Consider the following 16,851-nt stretch of genomic DNA (forward strand, 5'->3'; position numbering starts at 1 on the left):
AAAGTATAGTGGATTAACTTTAAACCAGTACGGCGTTGCCTCGCCTTAGCTCAAAGAGAACGATTCTCTAAGGTGCTGAAGCACCAAGTGAATCGGTTCCGTACTATCTGTACTGTCTGCGGTTTCGTCGCCTTGTCCTGATTTAAAGTTAATCCACTATATCTGTCCTGTCCTTCCTGCTTGTACGGAAATGACGGCGATTTGAGCAGCTTCGATAAATCGTTATCTGCTTCCTCAAAACAGCCAAACTTGCAAATCAAAGGTCGTCTGAAAACTGAACTGCAATATGCGGTTTTCAGACGACCTTTTGTGTTGCCAAGTTCAAAGCAAGGCTGAACCTGATTCGGGCGAGAATCAGTGATCGACGGTAATGCCTTTGCTTTCCTGCTGTTTCTGTTCGTCCAGTTTCTTTTGCAGCGTGTCGCACGGGGTGTCGCAGTCGCAGACTTTTTTCATGCCCAGCGAAGAGATGCCGCCGCAACTGCCTTTGATGGTGCGTTTGGAGAAAATGTAGCCGACCGCCATGCCGAGGATGACGAGGAGGAAGAGGCCGAAGGTGAGGAGTAGGGTTTTCATGATGGTGTTCCTGTGGGATGGATATGAGTCTGTAGATATTAATGGAGTAGTTTTTTAAACGCGCCGGACATTTCGGTATGGTAGCCGTTTTGGTCGCGGATAATCAGGAAAACGGCGAGGTTTTGCTGTTCGGCGAGTTTGAGGGCTTCGGTTTCGCCAAGTACGAAAAGTCCGGTGGACAGGCCGTCGGCGGTGGTGGCGTTGTCGGCGACGACGCTGATGGAGGCAAGGCGGTGCGACAGCGGGCGGCGGGTTTTGGGGTCGATGATGTGGGACAGCCGCCTGCCTTGCGGGTCAACGTGGAAAATGCGGTAGTCGCCGGAGGTGGCGAGGGAGCGGTTGTCGAGGGGGACGACGATTTGGGTGTTGCCGCCTTGGACGATGTTGGGCTGTTCGATGCCGATGCGCCAAGGTTCGCCTTGGGCGTTGCGGCCTTTGCCGTGCAATTCGCCGCCGATTTCGACAAGGTAGTTTTGGATGCCGAGTTTTTCAAGTTCGCCTGCCACTTTGTCCACGCCGAAGCCTTTGGCGATGGAGGAGAGGTCGAGATAGGCTTCGGGTTGGGTTTTGGCGAGGGTGGCTTGTTTGCCGTTTTGCGTGAGGATGATTTTGTCCGTACCGGTTTGGGCGGCGGCTTTGTCGATTTCAGCCTGGGTGGGTTCGCGGGTGATTTCTTTGTTCGGTCCGAAGCCCCAAAGGTTGACGAGCGGGCCGACGGTTACGTCGAGCGCGCCTTGTGTGAGGCGGTTGAGGCGTAAGGCTTCGGCAGTTACGGCGGCGAAATCGGCGGAAACGGGCATGGGTTTGCGGGTTTCGCGCATTTGGTTGAAGCGGCTGATTTCGGAGTCTTCGCGGTAGGTGGACATTTGGCGGTTGACTTCTTCGAGCGCACCGTCAATCTGCTTTTTCACGGCTTCGGGTGCGGGCGGGTTGGGGAGGTCGTCTGAAAGGTATTTGACGGTATAGGTCGTACCCATCGTTTCGCCCTGAAGCACGGTTTGTTCGGATGTTTTTTTGCCGCACGCGCCCAAGGGCAGGGTAAAGATGAGGGCGGCGGCAAGGGCGGGAATGGCGGAGGGCAGGTGCATGATAGGGTGTTCGGGTGTTTTCAGACGACGTATTGTAACGTAAAACGCAAGGGCGCGCGGCTTGCGGGGGCGGGGCTTTTCTGCTAACATCCGCGCTGCATTAAGAGTTGGGAATTCCATGCCAACCTGCTTTTCAGACGGAAAGGTAAGGTGGACGGCTGCAAAGCCGATGTGGTCCGAGAGGGCAATTCAAATCCCCCCCGCTTGATGCGGGAATTTTTTTGCCCGTATGTTCTGTACGGGCAGGATTCCGAACCGTTTTATCCAAGTGGGAATATTTATCATTTGGATGGAGCGCAGGTGGAAATTTTGTTATGATTTCCGTTGTGGGACGTATGATGAAACAACAGGTCGTCTGAAAGCAGACGGCTTGTTTTTGAAGGAAAATATTGAAATGAGCGAATATCTGTTTACTTCCGAATCGGTTTCCGAAGGCCATCCGGACAAAGTAGCCGACCAAGTGTCCGATGCGATTTTGGATGCGGTTTTGGCGCAAGACCCCAAAGCACGCGTCGCGGCGGAAACCCTGGTAAACACCGGTTTGTGCGTGTTGGCGGGCGAAATCACCACCACCGCCCATGTGGACTACATCAAAGTCGCACGCGAAACCATCAAACGCATCGGCTACAACTCGTCCGAGTTGGGCTTTGATGCCAACGGCTGCGCGGTCGGCGTGTACTACGACCAACAATCCCCCGACATCGCCCAAGGCGTGAACGAAGGCGAAGGCATAGACCTGAACCAAGGCGCGGGCGACCAAGGCCTGATGTTCGGCTACGCCTGCGACGAAACCCCGACCCTGATGCCGTTTGCCATCTATTACAGCCACCGCCTGATGCAGCGTCAAAGCGAATTGCGCAAAGACGGCCGCCTGCCGTGGCTGCGTCCCGACGCAAAAGCGCAGCTGACCGTGGTTTACGACAGCGAAACCGGCAAAGTAAAACGCATCGATACCGTCGTCCTGTCCACCCAGCACGACCCTGCCATCAGCCATGAAGAACTGAGCAAAGCCGTGATCGAGCAGATTATCAAACCGGTTCTGCCGCCCGAAATGCTGACTGCCGAAACCAAATACCTGATCAACCCGACCGGCCGCTTCGTTATCGGCGGCCCGCAAGGCGACTGCGGTCTGACCGGCCGCAAAATCATCGTCGATACCTATGGCGGCGCAGCTCCGCACGGCGGCGGCGCATTCTCCGGCAAAGACCCGTCCAAAGTGGACCGTTCCGCCGCTTACGCCTGCCGTTATGTCGCGAAAAACATCGTTGCCGCAGGTTTGGCGACCCAATGTCAGATTCAGGTTTCCTACGCCATCGGCGTTGCCGAACCGACTTCGATTTCCATCGATACTTTCGGCACAGGCAAAATCAGCGAAGACAAACTGATTGCCTTAGTTCGCGAACATTTCGACCTGCGCCCCAAAGGCATCGTCCAAATGCTCGACCTCTTGCGCCCGATTTACAGCAAATCCGCCGCATACGGCCATTTTGGCCGCGAAGAGCCTGAATTTACTTGGGAGCGCACTGACAAAGCTGCCGCATTGAAAGCAGCCGCAGGCGTCTAAAAAAGCATAAAGGTCGTCTGAAAGGGAGTTTCAGACGACCTTTGCCGTCCCGAGTCAAAAACTTTTTGGCAAACGAAGTATCATAATGTTTTACAAAAAAAGCAGCGCGGCACTGTGTTTCCTTGCTGCGCCGTCTTTTACCCGTCCACCAATATAGTGGATTAACTTTAAACCAGTACGGCGTTACCTCGCCTTGCCGTACTATCTGTACTGTCTGCGGCTTCGTCGCCTTGTCCTGATTTAAATTTAATCCACTATAAAATAAAACTGAAGGAATACATCATGAAAAAATGGCTGCTGGCTGTTTTGCCCGCCACCGCACTGGCCGCTCCGCCACAAGGCTTTTATCAAAATTACCAAGACTGGGACATCGCTTGCGACAATACCGGCACATGCCGTCTTGCCGGATATCAGGCGGACGAAACAGAAACGCCGGTTTCCATCTTGTTTACCCGAAAAGCGGGGGCGAACGCCGCCGTTGCCGGCGAAGTTTCCCTGCTGCCGTTTAACGACGATGAGCGTCAACTCGCCCGTGTGGCAGCCCGCAGCGAATTGATGCTGAACGGCAAATCACTGGGCAAATTGGCGTTGAATAAAAAAGGCACAGGCAAATTGAGCAGCGCGCAAACCAACGCCTTGCTCGAAGCATTGAAAAAAGAAAGCAAAATCAGCATCCGCGCGGGAAAATATGAATGGCACTTGTCCGACAAAGGCGCGGCGGCGGCAATGTTGAAAGCGGACGAATTCCAAGGTCGTCTGAATACGCCTTCCGCGCTGATACGTAAAGGCAACAGCAGTCAGGCAGTCCTCAGCCCGCAGCCCAAACCCGTCATCCGCTCCGTTGCCGTACCGAAAACAGCAGGCGATATACTGGAACAAGACACACCGCGCCATAGCGCCGTCATGAAGCTGCTGCGCAACAGCAACCGCGTTTCCGAAGGCGACGATAATTACTGTCCTGCCCTGCATAATAAAGAGCAAATGGGTTGGAACCGCAGCCTGTATGTCCATCCGCTCAACGATCGTCAGGTTTTGATTTCGGCCATCTGTATCGGCGGTGCTTATCAAACCAGCGGCTACTATGCCATTGCCGATAAAGAGCTGACCAAAATCGAACAAGTGCTGCCGCCGATGGTATACGGAGGGCACGGCGGATTCGACGAGAAAACAGCCACCCTCAGCGGCAGCTTCAAAGGCCGCGGCATAGGCGACTGCTGGACAAGCAGTGCGGCGGTGTGGGACGGCAAGAGCTTCGTCCGCAGCGAGGAACACACCACCGGCTCGTGCAAAGGCTTTACCGGCGGTGCGTGGTGGCTGCCGATTTTTGATGCCCGCGTCGAGCGTTAAAATACGCCGAATATCGAAACATACGGCAAAAGCCGTTTCAAAAATGCCCGCAAGATTGAGTGATTTTGCGGGCATTTGCTACACGCGGGCGATGTTTGGAAGGGAAAAGGCGCGACAGCAGAATGCCCGTTTTCAGACGACCTTTTTCCTTATACAATACGCTTGGATTTTATATATTCTGATATAAAGGATACGGATTATGTTCGGCAAACAACTCTTTGAAGAAGTCAGCGCAAAAATCAGCGAAACCATCGCCAACAGCCCCGCCAAAGACATGGAGAAAAACGTCAAAGCCATGCTCGGCAGCGCGTTCAACCGTATGGATTTGGTTACGCGCGAAGAATTCGACATCCAGCAGCAGGTTTTGATTAAAACCCGCACCAAACTGGTCGAGCTGGAAGAGCGTCTGGCAAAACTCGAAGCCGCGCAAGAGCCTGAGCAGACTGCATTGGAAGCTGCCGAAGCCGCAGCCGAAGAAGCCGTCAAAGAAATCAAACAGCAAACCGAAGCCGGCGAATAAGGTCGTCTGAAACATGTCGCTTGCCTTGGTTTACAGCCGCGCCTTGAGCGGCATGAATGCGCCGTTGGTCGAAGTGGAAGCCCACCTTGCCAACGGCCTGCCTCATTTCAATATCGTCGGATTGCCCGACACCGAAGTCAAAGAAAGCCGCGACCGCGTACGAGCCGCCATCATCCAAAGCGGTTTCGACTTCCCTGCCAAAAAAATCACCGTCAACCTCGCCCCCGCCGACCTGCCCAAAGAATCGGGACGTTTCGACCTGCCGATTGCGCTGGGCATCCTTGCCGCATCCGGACAAATCGCACCCGAAAAGCTCGCGCAATACGAGTTTGCCGGCGAATTGGCGCTTTCCGGTATGTTGCGTCCCGTGCGCGGCGCGTTGGCGATGGCGTGGCAAGGCATGCAGGCGGGGCGTTCTTTCGTCTTGCCGCAAGAAAACGCAGAACAAGCCGCCGTGATGCGCGGCATTACCGTTTACGGCGCGCGTTCTTTAGGTGAAGTCGCCGCCCATTTGAACGGCATCGAACCCTTGGCGCAAACCGACTGCCAAGTCCCGCAGAGGTCGTCTGAAAACGCCAAACTGCCCGACCTCATCGATGTCAAAGGTCAGCACACCGCCCGCCTTGCTTTGGAAATCGCCGCTGCGGGCGGACACAGCCTCTTGATGATGGGCCCGCCGGGAACGGGCAAGTCCATGCTTTCCCAACGGCTGCCCGGTATTCTGCCGCCTTTGACCGAAGACGAATTGGTCGAAGTATGGGCGTTGCGTTCGCTCCTGCCCAATCATCAGCAACAACTCGACAGCCACCGTCCTTTCCGCAGCCCGCACCACAGCGCCAGTTCGGCAGCCATGGTCGGCGGCGGTTCCGACCCGCGTCCGGGCGAGATTTCATTGGCTCATCACGGCGTTTTATTTTTGGACGAACTGCCCGAGTTTGACCGCAAAGTTTTGGAAGTTTTGCGCGAACCTTTGGAAAACGGCGAAATCCACATTTCCCGCGCGGCGCGCCAAGCCGTCTATCCCGCCAAATTCCAGCTTGTCGCCGCCATGAACCCGTGTCCTTGCGGTTATCTCGGGCATCCCGTCAAACCCTGCCGCTGCACGCCCGAAAGCGTCGCGCGTTACCGCAGTAAAATTTCCGGCCCGCTGCTCGACCGCATCGATTTGACCATCGAAGTCCCCAGCCTGTCCGCCGCCGAACTGATGCAGCAGGAAGCGGGGGAAAGCAGCGCCGTCGTGTTGGCGCGCGTGATCGCCGCCCGCGACAAACAATACGCGCGGCAGGGCAAAGTGAATGCCGCCTTGAGCGTCAGTGAACTCGACACGTCCGCCCGCATCCAAAAAGAAGCGCAGGAAGCTTTGGGCAGCCTGTTGGAAAAACTCTCCCTCTCCGCCCGCAGCTTCCACCGTATCATGCGCGTGGCGCGTACATTGGCGGATTTGGCGGGCGATGAAGAAGTCGGCAGAAGCCATGTTTTGAAAGCCGTCAGCTTCCGCCGCGCGTTGTAAGGTTTTTCAGACGACCTTGGGTGCTGAAAACGGAAGATTCAAAGTATAGTGGATTAGCTTTAAACCGGTACGGCGTTGCCTCGCCTTAGCTCAAAGAGAACGATTCTCTAAGGTGCTGAAGCACCAAGTGAATCGGTTCCGTACTATCTGTACTGTCTGCGGCTTAGTCGCTTTGTCCTGATTTAAATTTAATCCACTATAAAAGTTTAGACGGGTCGGGTATCTTGCTGGTGTGTCCAATGCGGAGTATTCTGTTCGGGCAAAAGAAGTCCGTCGTCGGTCAATTGTCAGCGCGTCCTAACATCACGGCGGTTTTCGTAAAAACCATGTAAACAAACGGCGCATTTTTGCCCAATATAAAGGATATTGATAAAATGACCCGTCCCTGCCGATGGCAGCAGCAGATTCCTCTGCCGCCAAAAGGTCGTCTGAACGGCATCATCAATATAGGTATCTCATGAATAAGAACACTCAATACGGCAAAGGCCTTTTCGGCTTTTTCTTCGGCCTCATCCTCGCCACCGGCGTGATCGGGGGCATTCTGTATTTTCTGAATCAAGACACCCCGAACGCCTTCAAGGGCGCGACCGAGCCTCAAAAACAGCAAACCGAGCCTGAAATCCTCAAGCCGCAGGAAAAATCCAAACCTGAGTCCAAGCCCGCAACTGAAGAGCAGCCTGTCGTCGTTCCCGTAGAGAAAGAGCGTCCGGCAGAAGAAGCCAAGCCCGAACAGAAACGCAGCGAAGCCGACGACGATGCGGCAGCCAAAGAAAAAGAACGCGCAGACAAAGAAGCGAAAGAAAAGGCAGATAAAGCCAAAGCCGAAAAAGAGCGTGCGGACAAAGAAAAAGCGGAAAAAGAGCGTGCCGTCCATGAAGCAGAAGACGAAGCCCGCGAAGCAGAAAAAGCCCTGCGTGAAGCTGAAAAAGAAGACAAAGAATCTGCCGAACGCGAGTTGAGACAAAAACTCGCCGAGAAAAAGGCAGAGCTTGCGAAAAAACGTGCAGAAAAAGAAAAAGCCGACAAAGAAGCCGCCGATAAAGCCAAAAAGGCAGCCGAGTTGACGGACAAACAAAAAGCGCGCGCCGAGCGCAAACTTGCCGAGAAAAAAGCGGCAGAGAAGAAAGCCGCCGAAGCCAAGAAAACTGAAACGGTCAAAACCAACAAACCGACTCCCGAGCAAATCCTGAACAGCGGCAGCATCGAAAAAGCACGTCAGGAAGCAAATAAAGGCGCGGCGAAAGAAGCGAAGAAAGCCGAAGCGGACAAACAAACCGCCAAAGCCGACAATGCTAAAGCCGAAGCCAAAACTGCGGAAGGCGGTAAGAAAGTCATCTTGCAAATGGGTTCGTACGCCGACCGCAACAGCGCCGACGCGCAACGTGCCAAACTCGCCATGCTGGGCATTTCGTCCAAAGTGGTCGAACGCACCAACGGCGACAAAACCGTTTACCGCGTACAAAGCAACAGCATGTCGTCTGAAGCCGCAAAAAACGTTCAGAAAGACTTGCAAAAACACAATATCAACAGCCTGATGCGTTCGGCTCAATAAGGAGGCAGCAATGAAACGGACAACCAAACCGGCAGCCGTCCTCCTCAGCCTCGCGCTTGCCTTTTCCGCAAGCGCGCAGGCTGCGGTCGAAGGTGTGGATTACACGGTTTTGAACAAACCGATTCCGCAACGAGACGCATCCAAAATCGAAGTTTTGGAATTTTTCGGCTATTTCTGCATACATTGCCAAAACTTTGATCCCGTCTTGCTGTCATACAGCAAAACTTTCCCGAAAGACGTTTACCTGCGTACCGAACACGTCGTCTGGATGCCTGAAATGCTGGGCTTGGCGCGGGTTGCCGCGGCGGTTAACGCTTCGGGTTTGAAGTATCAGGCAAACCCCGCTATTTTCAAAGCCGTACACGAGCAGAAAATCAATTTGGCGGATGCCGCCACTTTCAAAAGCTGGGCGGCGGCACAAAAAAGCTTTGACAGCAAAAAACTGATTGCCGCATACGACGCACCCGCCAGCCTTGCAGCCGCTAAAAAAATGCAAAGCCTGACCGAGACTTACCGTATCGACGGCACGCCGGACGTCATCGTCGGAGGCAAATATCGGGTCATATTCAGCAGCGATTGGGCGAATGGGCAGAAAATCATAGGCGAGCTGATTAACAAAGTCCGCCAAGAGCGTTCCGGCAAAGCCGCGCGCTGACGGAATTTAGCCAGACAGTTTCGGAATGACCGCAAAGATAAGGCGGTTTCCGAACTGTCTGTTTGTTTTGGGCGGCGTAAAATCCATAAAAACGATACTGCTGAGGGATGGGGTAAACACCGTCATACCGCAGCAGTTTTCCGATTCTGATACCGCTTCATCCTGAAATCCAGACGGGCAAACGTCGTCTGAAAACCAAAAAGAAAGCAATATGGACATTTTGACTCTATTAAAAGCCCTGCTTATGGGCATTGTGGAAGGCTTGACGGAATTTCTGCCGATTTCAAGTACCGGCCACTTGATTGTATTGGGCGACTTGCTCAATTTCCACAGCAACGGCAAAGTATTTGAAATCGCCATCCAACTGGGCGCGGTGCTTGCCGTGATTTTTGAATACCGTCAACGTTTCACCTCCGTTTTGTCCGGATTGGGCAAAGACCGTGCCGCCAACCGCTTTGTGCTGAACCTTGCCATCGCGTTCGTGCCTGCCGCTTTGATGGGATTTCTGTTTAGAAAACAAATTAAATTATATCTATTTAACCCAAAAACCGTGGCTATCATGCTGGTGTTGGGCGGGCTCTTTATTCTGTGGGTCGAAAGACGCCAAAGCAAAGTCAAACCGAAAGTCAAAAGTGTGGATGAAATGCGTCCGATTGACGCACTTGTGGTCGGCTGCGCCCAAGTGTGCGCGCTGGTGCCGGGGACTTCGCGTTCGGGCAGTACGATTATGGGCGGTATGCTGTGGGGCATTGAGCGCAAAGCCGCGACCGAATTTTCTTTCTTCCTCGCCGTGCCGATGATGATTGCCGCCACCGGCTATGACGTATTTAAACACTATGAACTCTTCACGTTGCAGGATATCGGGCTGATTGCCGTCGGTTTTATCGCCGCCTTCTTGGCAGGTTTCTTAGCGATTAAATCGCTGTTGAAATTCGTGTCCAGCAAAAACTACGTTCCGTTTGCCTATTACCGTATCGTCTTCGGCGGATTGATTCTGCTGACTTCGCATATGGGCTGGGTCAAATGGACTGCATGATGTTGAAGCAGGAATAACCTGCCCACTATAAAAGGTCGTCTGAAAACCTCGAAAACAAGGTTTTCAGACGACCTTTTATTTGTCCGGATACACCATATCGCAATAGATTCAAGCAGCGTAGGTGATTCATCCTGTCAAATCCAGATGCAGGAATGAAAGTTCCGGATTGTCGGTTTAACGCAGGGGTCGTCTGAAAAACCATCGTTTAAGGTTTTTCAGACGACCTTTTGATAAGAACTTCAGACAGGATTATTCGATGATTTCGGTGAATACGACGGTTTTGCCACCGCGGGTAAGCGTGGCGAAGCCGTCCTGAAGCTGCCATATTGTGCTTGCGTTGCGGTATTCCGTGGTTTTGGTCATCGAATGGGTTTGCGTCAGTTTTTCGACCGTACTTCCCTGACGCAGTTCGACTGTCATCGGGCTGTTGCTGTTGACGTAGATGGCGGAGATGCGGCTGCCGTCGGCGGCTTGGTAGCGGATGGCGTTGTTTTGCGCTTCGGCGACGACGGCGAGAGGGGCATCGGGGCGGACGGCTTTATACGAACCGCAGGCGGTACACAGTCCGAGCAACAGCAGGAGGGCGTATCTCTTCATAGCGTCTCAATAATGGTGGTGGGGAATGTGGCCTTCGAGATGGTAACGCGTTCCGCAGTAGGGGCATTCGATGTCGCTGTCGGACTGAATCGGGAGGAAGACGCGCGGATGACCGTTCCAAGTTTCGTGGTTGGGACCGGAGCAGTGCAGCGGCAGGTCTTTGGGGTAGATAATGACGGTTTCGGTGTTTGCGTTCATGATTTTTCCTTGGTAAGTCCAACCTTATTGTACGATATATCGCCTGCTTGTGCAGCGTAAAAGGTCGTCTGAAAATAGGTTTTGGTTTGATAATGCTTTGGTTATAATGCGGTTTTTATGATGAATCAGCTTTAAATCGCTTTATTTTCAAACGGGCTTTAACATGACGACACTTTTCCGGCAGGATGATTTGAACCCTCAAGACGCCGCAGAATTTCTCTACACATTGAGCGCGGCGTATTTGGATTATACGGATGCGGCAGGCGATGAGGAAATGCGGTGTTTGAACGACGAGCAGCACACACTGACGGCTTACTGCTATTTGGACAGCCAAGTGCAGGAGGGCGGTTTTGTACAACTGATTGCGGCGGGTTATGGCGAATATGTGTTCCATAACCCCGTCGCCGACAGCCTGCGCCGCTGGCGGATTAAACCGACGCCTAAGATTTTGGATAAGGCGAAGGCTTTATACGAGCGGGACGGCGCGAAAATCGAGGAAATGGCGGACAGCGGGGCGTCTTTGGATGAGATTCGTGCCGAGTTTCCCGATTTTGAGGAATTGGACGGCGAATATTACGAAATCGCGAACGACGATATGGCGGCGGCTGTGGCGTATGTGTTGGCAAATTGGGGGAAGTTTGCGGAGATCGCGGATTGAGTGAACGTTAAGAAATTGAACGGATTTCCCTGTTTGGGCGATTGATAGCAAAAGGTCGTCTGAAAACCTGATTCGGTTTTCAGACGACCTTTTTTCAGACGACCTTAAGCGTAATGCCGCTCTTCGCCTTTGCCATCGACATTCTCGGCGCAGCGTTTGCAGATGGTTTCATGGCCTGCGACTGAGCCGATGTCGTGGGTGTAGTGCCAGCAGCGTTCGCATTTTTCGCCGTCGCTGGCTTTGGCGGTTACGGCGAGTTCGCTGCCGGTTTTGACTTCGACTTTGGACACCAAGAGGGCAAAGCGCAATTCTTCGCCCAAGGCGGTCAGGTAGTCGGCGGTGGCTTCCGGCGCGGTGATTTCGGCTTCTGCCTGCAATGACGAACCGACGGTTTTGTTGGTGCGCAAAGGCTCGATGGCGGCGGTTACGGCTTCGCGGGCTTCGCGGACTGCCGTCCATTTTTTCACCAGTTCGGCTTCGGCTTTTTCGTTGATGGGCGGGAACTCGTGCCAGGTGTGGAAGAGGACGCTGTCTTCTTCGCCGCCGCCGATGATGTCCCACGCTTCTTCGCCGGTGAAGCACAAAATCGGTGCAATCAAGAGAACCAGGCTGCGTGTGATGTGATACAGGGCGGTTTGCGCGCTGCGGCGGGCGTGGCTGTCGGCTTTGGTGGTGTAGAGGCGGTCTTTCAGGATGTCGAGGTAGAACGCGCCCAAGTCTTCCGAGCAGAAGGCGACGATGTCTTTCACGGCGAAGTGGAAGGCATAGCGCGGATAGAAGTCGCCTGCCAGACGCTCTTGCAGCTGACGCGCCAACACTAAGGCGTAGCGGTCGATTTCGACCATGTCTGCCTGCGGTACGGTGTGTTCAAACGGGTCGAAATCGCTGAGGTTGGCAAACAGGAAGCTCAAGGTGTTGCGGATGCGGCGGTAGCTTTCGGTGACGCGTTTGAGGATTTCTTTGGAAATTGCCAATTCGCCGCTGTAATCGGTGGATGCCGCCCACAGGCGCAGGATGTCGGCACCGAACTCGTTATAGACTTCTTGCGGTGCGACGACGTTGCCGATGGATTTCGACATTTTGCGGCCGTTTTGGTCCACCACGAAACCGTGGGTCAGAAGCTGTTTGTACGGGGCGCGTCCCATGGATGAGGCGCAGCCGGTTAGCATGGAGGATTGGAACCAGCCGCGGTGTTGGTCGCTGCCTTCGAGGTAGAGGTCGGCGGGCCAGTCCAATTCTTCGCGCTGTTTCAAGACGGAATAATGGGTCGAACCGGAGTCGAACCATACGTCCATCGTATCGGAAAGTTTGTCGTAGTTTTCGCAATCTTCCGCGCTCAACAATTCGCTTTTATCGAGGGAGAACCATGCTTCGATGCCTTTTTCTTCGATTTTCAAGGCGATTTTTTCCAAAAGTTCGGCGGATTTCGGATGCAGTTCGCCCGTTTCTTTGTGGACGAAGAAGGTCATCGGCGTGCCCCAATAGCGTTGGCGCGAAACGACCCAGTCGGGGCGGCCTTCGATCATGGCTTCCAGGCGCGCACGACCCCAAGACGGGAAGAATTCGGTGTCGTCCACGGCTTTGATGGCTTTGTCGCGCAGGGTTTTGCCGTCGCTTCCGGCTTTGTCCATGCCGATAAACCATTGGCCTGTCGCGCGGTAAATCAGCGGGGTTTTGTGGCGCCAGCAGTGGGCGTAGCTGTGTTCGATTTTGCTGCTTGCCAAGAGGTTGCCGGTTTCTTCCAGCCATTGCAGGATGACGGGATTCGCTTCCCAAACGCTCATGCCGGCAACGCGCGGCGTTTCGCTGATGTATTTGCCTTCGGCGTTGACGGGGTTGTAAAGCTCGATGCCGTATTTGTTGCAGACGGCGTAGTCTTCCAAACCGTGCGCGGGGGCGGTGTGCACCAAGCCCGTACCGGCGTCGGTGGTAACATGTTCGCCGTTGAGCATGAGAATATCGCGTTCGAGGAACGGATGATTCATGTGCAGGTTTTCCAGCTTGTCGCCGGTGGTTTCAGCGAGGACGTTGAGGTCGTCTGAAACGAAGCCGTAGCGTTTAAGCGCATCTTCCGCCAAATCTTTCGCCAATACCAATTTGCCTTTGGGCGTATCGATTAATTGATACACCACGTCCGCACCCACAGACACGGCTTGGCTTGCGGGCAACGTCCAAGGCGTGGTCGTCCAGATGACGGCAAACGCTTTGCCTTCGATACCTGCCAAACCGAATGCGGCGGCAAGCGCGGCGGTGTCTTTAAACGGATAGCCAACGTCAATCGCAGGCGATACTTTGTCTTTGTATTCCACTTCCGCTTCCGCCAGCGAAGAGCCGCAGTCCAAGCAGAACTGAACCGGTTTCGCGCCGCGGTAGAGATAGCCCGATTTGTAGATTTCGCCGAGCATACGCACGGTATCCGCCTCGGTTTTGAAATCCATGGTCAGGTAGGGGTTGTCCCAATCGCCCAACACGCCCAGACGGATGAAGTCTTTTTTCTGACGGGCAACCTGCTCGGCGGCGTATTCGCGGCACAATTCGCGGAAACGCGCTTTGGGCATGTCTTTGCCGTGCAGCTTTTCCACCATCACTTCGATGGGCAGGCCGTGGCAGTCCCAGCCCGGCACATAAGGCGCATCGAAACCGGCTTGGGTTTTGCTGCGGATAATGATGTCTTTGAGGATTTTGTTGACGGCATGACCGATGTGGATGTCGCCGTTGGCATACGGCGGGCCGTCGTGCAGGATGAATTTCGGACGGCCTTTGGCGATTTCGCGCAGTTTTTGATAGCGTTTGTGCTCGTACCAGCTTTTCAGCCACGCAGGCTCGCGCTTGGCAAGGTTGCCGCGCATCGGAAACGGGCTTTCGAGCAGGTTTACGGTTTTGCTGTAATCGGTCATGTTGTGATTCTCTATGGTTTCGGTATTTCGGTTTCAGACGACGTTTCGCTAAGGTCGTCTGAAAAAATGCAAAGGGCTATTGTAGCCGAATTGTATTGTTTTTATAAGGGGTTTGGGTATGCGGGATGGCGGCGGACAAAGAGAAAGGTCGTCTGAAAACTTGTTTTGTCGAAATGTGACCTATCTGTTTTCAGACGACCTTCCTTATACCTGTTTACACGCTTTCTTCACAACAAACCTTCCGCCTTAACCCACGCCAAAATATCGGCTTCTACGGCTTCGGGCGAACCGGGATTGTCGATTTTGACGCCGTATTCGTCTGCGCCGAGTTCTTCCAGGATTTCCAGTTGCGAATCCAGCATCCCCGCCTTCATGTAATGCCCTTGGCGCGCCATCATGCGCTCGAGGTTGATGGCTTGCGGCGGTGTCAGGTGGATGAAGGCGGTTTTGCCTTGTGCGCCGCGCAGGATGTCGCGGTATTGGCGTTTCAAGGCGGAGCAGGTAACGATGGTGTACGCCGCGCCGCTTTGCGCCTGTTCCGTCATCCAGTCGCGTAGGTTGCAGAGCCACGGATAGCGGTCTTCGTCAGTCAGCGGGATGCCCGCGCCCATTTTGTCGCGGTTGGCTTGGGTGTGGAAATCGTCGCCTTCGGCGTAGGGACATTGGTCGAGGTGTTTTTGCAGGGACAGGGCGGCGGTGGTTTTGCCGCAGCCGCAAACGCCCATCATCACAAAATGCGTCGTCATGTTCTCTTCCTTTGTTGGATTTGAAAAATATAAGGTCGGGCAGACGGTTTAGAGCGTCTCAAAACCGTTTTCAGACGACCTCAAACCACGGCAAACAGCAGCGCCGACACTGAAAAACCGATGGCGGCAATCAGCGTTTGGTTGACCGTCCATGTTTTCAGCGTGGTCGGTACGTCCATATCCAAAAGGCGGCCGACCAGCCAGAAGCCCGAGTCGTTGAAGTGGCTGCAACCGACCGAGCCTGCCGCGGTTGCCAAAACGACGCAGGCGAGTTGCCAGTCGTTGAAGCCTGCGGCGGCAACGGCGGGCGCCATCAATGCGGCGGCGGTGGTCAGCGCGACGGTTGCCGAACCTTGCGCGATACGTAGCGCCAATGCCACCAAGAAGCAGCCCAGCAATACGGGTATGCCCAAATCTGCCATGCTGTCCGCCAACGCCTGACCGATGCCCGACGCGCGCAACACGCCGCCGAACATCCCGCCCGCGCCGGTAATCAAGATGACCGAACAAACGGGGGCGAGTGCGCCGTCCACCGTTTTCTCCAGCGCGCTTGCCTTTTCGCCGCGTTTTCTGCCCAAAACATAAAGTGCCACCAAAACCGAAATCAGCAGCGCGACAGGGGTCGAGCCGATCATGCGCGCCACCTGTACCCAATGTTCGTCCGCGCTGACGACTTTTTCACTGATTAAGGTGGACAGCCCCGTGTTCATAAAAATCAACAGCATAGGAATCAGCATAATGCCGACCACGGTCGAAGCCTTGGCAGGCGTTTGCGGCCGGTCGTTGTCCACCGCGCCGCCGCTGAGCAAATCGGGAACGGGAACGCGGATGGTGCGTCCTAAAACCTTCCCAAGCAGATAACCGCTGACATACCAAGTGAACATGGCGACGGGCAATCCCAAAATCAGTACCTGCCCGATGTTCGCCGAATAAAATTCCGAAGCCGCAATCGGACCGGGGTGGGGCGGCAGGAAAACGTGCATCACCGAAAACGCGCCGATAGACGCCAGAGCATAAGGCAATACGTCCTGCTTCATGCGCCGCGCCGTCGCGAAGACAATCGGTAGCATCACCACCAATCCCGCATCAAAGAAAATCGGGAAACCGAAAATCAGCGACGCCACGCCCAAAGCAAACGGCGCGCGTTTTTCGCCGAACATCCGAATCAGCGCATCAGCCAACGACTGCGCCCCGCCCGAAGTTTCCACCAGCCGCCCGAGCATCGCGCCCAAGCCGACCAGCAAAGCCACGCTGCCGAGCGTACCGCCGAAGTTTTTCAACAGAACGTCGTTCACAATCTTATCCATCGGCAGCCCTGTCGCCACCGCTGTCAGCAGGCTCACCGACACCAAGGTCAACAGCGCATGGACACGCAGTTTCACAATCAACAGCAAAATCAGCACGATCGCCATCGCCGCAATACCCAGCAGCCAACCCGCACTCAAAGTCTGAGTCCAACCATCCATTTTGAAGCCTTTCTTTGTAATCAGAATACAAGGTAGTTAATGTTTTTCAAACGTATTAAATGAACCATAGCACGATTTGCAACGGGGCGGTATGGTGGAATTTTGAGTCTATAAGCGTCTAATTTTTAGATGAATTTTAATAATAAATGAGAGACAAAATAGAGGGTGGAAAAGACAAGGTCGGATGAGGTATCCGATAAGTCGGAGAGGTCGTCTGAAAGTTTCTTTATTGCGTGTTGAACATGAAATATTTGGCAAAAAAGGTCGTCTGAAACAATTTCAGACGACCTTAAGTTGGGAAAATCCGATATGTGGGTTGGGACGTATTCAAGGATGTGGGTTTGTATAGTGGATTAACTTTAAACCAGTACGGCGTTGCCTTGCCTTAGCTCAAAGAGAACGATTCTCTAAGGTGCTGAAGCACCAAGTGAATCGGTTCCG

15 protein-coding genes, 1 pseudogene and 1 riboswitch are annotated in these 16,851 nt (G+C 54.0%); of the genes and pseudogenes, 8 read left to right on the top strand and 8 right to left on the bottom strand.

Annotation, left to right across the window (positions count from 1 at the left end):
* Positions 1-354: 354 nt before the first annotated feature.
* A complete protein-coding gene (nqrM, locus tag HMPREF1051_RS01505) occupies positions 355-576 on the bottom strand; it encodes a (Na+)-NQR maturation NqrM (RefSeq protein WP_003757168.1) in 222 nt (73 codons plus the stop codon).
* A 38-nt stretch (positions 577-614) separates the two neighbouring features.
* The gene (locus HMPREF1051_RS01510; protein WP_036491118.1) at positions 615-1,664 is read right to left on the bottom strand and encodes an FAD:protein FMN transferase; all 1,050 of its coding nucleotides are present in this window, start codon (positions 1,662-1,664) and stop codon (positions 615-617) included.
* Between the two features lie 92 nt (positions 1,665-1,756).
* A riboswitch (SAM-I-IV-variant riboswitch) is annotated at positions 1,757-1,866 on the top strand.
* Positions 1,867-2,058: 192 nt separating this feature from the next.
* On the opposite strand from HMPREF1051_RS01510, the gene metK reads away from it, so the two are divergent.
* Positions 2,059-3,228, top strand: a complete 1,170-nt coding sequence (metK, locus tag HMPREF1051_RS01515) for a methionine adenosyltransferase (protein WP_009312787.1) — start codon at positions 2,059-2,061, stop codon at positions 3,226-3,228.
* A 151-nt stretch (positions 3,229-3,379) separates the two neighbouring features.
* Here metK and HMPREF1051_RS14005 read toward each other — a convergent pair.
* Positions 3,380-3,487: pseudogene (locus tag HMPREF1051_RS14005) on the bottom strand (IS5/IS1182 family transposase); the annotation flags it as partial.
* A gap of 23 nt (positions 3,488-3,510) precedes the next feature.
* Between HMPREF1051_RS14005 and HMPREF1051_RS01520 the strand changes: the two are divergent.
* The 6 genes from HMPREF1051_RS01520 (at position 3,511) to HMPREF1051_RS01550 (ending at position 9,848) form a co-directional block, all read left to right on the top strand.
* Entirely contained in the window at positions 3,511-4,575 is a 1,065-nt protein-coding gene (locus tag HMPREF1051_RS01520; RefSeq protein ID WP_003763379.1) for a DUF1176 domain-containing protein, read from the top strand.
* Between the two features lie 199 nt (positions 4,576-4,774).
* Positions 4,775-5,095, top strand: coding sequence for an accessory factor UbiK family protein (locus tag HMPREF1051_RS01530; protein ID WP_003763371.1), 321 nt, complete (start codon positions 4,775-4,777; stop codon positions 5,093-5,095).
* A gap of 13 nt (positions 5,096-5,108) precedes the next feature.
* Positions 5,109-6,605 (top strand): YifB family Mg chelatase-like AAA ATPase, encoded by a 1,497-nt coding sequence (locus tag HMPREF1051_RS01535; RefSeq protein WP_003763363.1) that lies wholly within the window; start codon positions 5,109-5,111, stop codon positions 6,603-6,605.
* 457 nt (positions 6,606-7,062) lie between these two features.
* A complete protein-coding gene (locus tag HMPREF1051_RS01540) occupies positions 7,063-8,157 on the top strand; it encodes an SPOR domain-containing protein (protein WP_003763376.1) in 1,095 nt (364 codons plus the stop codon).
* 10 nt (positions 8,158-8,167) lie between these two features.
* Positions 8,168-8,812, top strand: a complete 645-nt coding sequence (locus tag HMPREF1051_RS01545; RefSeq protein ID WP_003763359.1) for a thiol:disulfide interchange protein DsbA/DsbL — start codon at positions 8,168-8,170, stop codon at positions 8,810-8,812.
* A 211-nt stretch (positions 8,813-9,023) separates the two neighbouring features.
* Entirely contained in the window at positions 9,024-9,848 is an 825-nt protein-coding gene (locus tag HMPREF1051_RS01550; RefSeq protein ID WP_003763369.1) for an undecaprenyl-diphosphate phosphatase, read from the top strand.
* 249 nt (positions 9,849-10,097) lie between these two features.
* On the opposite strand, the gene HMPREF1051_RS01555 is transcribed toward HMPREF1051_RS01550, so the two are convergent.
* Together HMPREF1051_RS01555 and HMPREF1051_RS01560 are read right to left on the bottom strand one after the other, a co-directional pair.
* Positions 10,098-10,445, bottom strand: a complete 348-nt coding sequence (locus HMPREF1051_RS01555) for a hypothetical protein (RefSeq protein WP_003763387.1) — start codon at positions 10,443-10,445, stop codon at positions 10,098-10,100.
* A 6-nt stretch (positions 10,446-10,451) separates the two neighbouring features.
* A complete protein-coding gene (locus HMPREF1051_RS01560) occupies positions 10,452-10,643 on the bottom strand; it encodes a zinc-finger domain-containing protein (protein ID WP_003763364.1) in 192 nt (63 codons plus the stop codon).
* Between the two features lie 163 nt (positions 10,644-10,806).
* Here HMPREF1051_RS01560 and HMPREF1051_RS01565 point away from each other — a divergent pair, with 163 nt between their 5' ends.
* Positions 10,807-11,301, top strand: a complete 495-nt coding sequence (locus HMPREF1051_RS01565; RefSeq protein WP_003763351.1) for a DMP19 family protein — start codon at positions 10,807-10,809, stop codon at positions 11,299-11,301.
* Between the two features lie 104 nt (positions 11,302-11,405).
* Here HMPREF1051_RS01565 and ileS read toward each other — a convergent pair whose 3' ends face one another.
* From ileS to HMPREF1051_RS01580, 3 genes are all read right to left on the bottom strand, one after another.
* Positions 11,406-14,198, bottom strand: coding sequence for an isoleucine--tRNA ligase (gene ileS, locus HMPREF1051_RS01570; RefSeq protein ID WP_003763374.1), 2,793 nt, complete (start codon positions 14,196-14,198; stop codon positions 11,406-11,408).
* Positions 14,199-14,425: 227 nt separating this feature from the next.
* Complete coding sequence (locus HMPREF1051_RS01575) at positions 14,426-14,944, bottom strand: gluconokinase, GntK/IdnK-type (protein ID WP_003763385.1); 519 nt, start codon at positions 14,942-14,944, stop codon at positions 14,426-14,428.
* Positions 14,945-15,024: 80 nt separating this feature from the next.
* Positions 15,025-16,410: a GntP family permease gene (locus HMPREF1051_RS01580; RefSeq protein ID WP_003763392.1), complete on the bottom strand. Its 1,386-nt coding sequence runs from the start codon at positions 16,408-16,410 to the stop codon at positions 15,025-15,027.
* Positions 16,411-16,851 lie beyond the last annotated feature (441 nt).

It is taken from the genome of Neisseria sicca VK64, from assembly GCF_000260655.1.
GTDB classification, from domain to species: Bacteria; Pseudomonadota; Gammaproteobacteria; order Burkholderiales; family Neisseriaceae; genus Neisseria; species Neisseria sicca_B.

Excerpts from the sequence above, each read along its gene's own strand:
- nqrM (WP_003757168.1), bottom strand. The coding sequence starts at position 576 with ATGAAAACCCTACTCCTCACCTTCGGCCTCTTCCTCCTCGTCATCCTC.
- HMPREF1051_RS01510 (WP_036491118.1), bottom strand. The coding sequence starts at position 1,664 with ATGCACCTGCCCTCCGCCATTCCCGCCCTTGCCGCCGCCCTCATCTTT.
- metK (WP_009312787.1), top strand. The coding sequence starts at position 2,059 with ATGAGCGAATATCTGTTTACTTCCGAATCGGTTTCCGAAGGCCATCCG.
- HMPREF1051_RS01520 (WP_003763379.1), top strand. The coding sequence starts at position 3,511 with ATGAAAAAATGGCTGCTGGCTGTTTTGCCCGCCACCGCACTGGCCGCT.
- HMPREF1051_RS01530 (WP_003763371.1), top strand. The coding sequence starts at position 4,775 with ATGTTCGGCAAACAACTCTTTGAAGAAGTCAGCGCAAAAATCAGCGAA.
- HMPREF1051_RS01535 (WP_003763363.1), top strand. The coding sequence starts at position 5,109 with ATGTCGCTTGCCTTGGTTTACAGCCGCGCCTTGAGCGGCATGAATGCG.
- HMPREF1051_RS01540 (WP_003763376.1), top strand. The coding sequence starts at position 7,063 with ATGAATAAGAACACTCAATACGGCAAAGGCCTTTTCGGCTTTTTCTTC.
- HMPREF1051_RS01545 (WP_003763359.1), top strand. The coding sequence starts at position 8,168 with ATGAAACGGACAACCAAACCGGCAGCCGTCCTCCTCAGCCTCGCGCTT.
- HMPREF1051_RS01550 (WP_003763369.1), top strand. The coding sequence starts at position 9,024 with ATGGACATTTTGACTCTATTAAAAGCCCTGCTTATGGGCATTGTGGAA.
- HMPREF1051_RS01555 (WP_003763387.1), bottom strand. The coding sequence starts at position 10,445 with ATGAAGAGATACGCCCTCCTGCTGTTGCTCGGACTGTGTACCGCCTGC.
- HMPREF1051_RS01560 (WP_003763364.1), bottom strand. The coding sequence starts at position 10,643 with ATGAACGCAAACACCGAAACCGTCATTATCTACCCCAAAGACCTGCCG.
- HMPREF1051_RS01565 (WP_003763351.1), top strand. The coding sequence starts at position 10,807 with ATGACGACACTTTTCCGGCAGGATGATTTGAACCCTCAAGACGCCGCA.
- ileS (WP_003763374.1), bottom strand. The coding sequence starts at position 14,198 with ATGACCGATTACAGCAAAACCGTAAACCTGCTCGAAAGCCCGTTTCCG.
- HMPREF1051_RS01575 (WP_003763385.1), bottom strand. The coding sequence starts at position 14,944 with ATGACGACGCATTTTGTGATGATGGGCGTTTGCGGCTGCGGCAAAACC.
- HMPREF1051_RS01580 (WP_003763392.1), bottom strand. The coding sequence starts at position 16,410 with ATGGATGGTTGGACTCAGACTTTGAGTGCGGGTTGGCTGCTGGGTATT.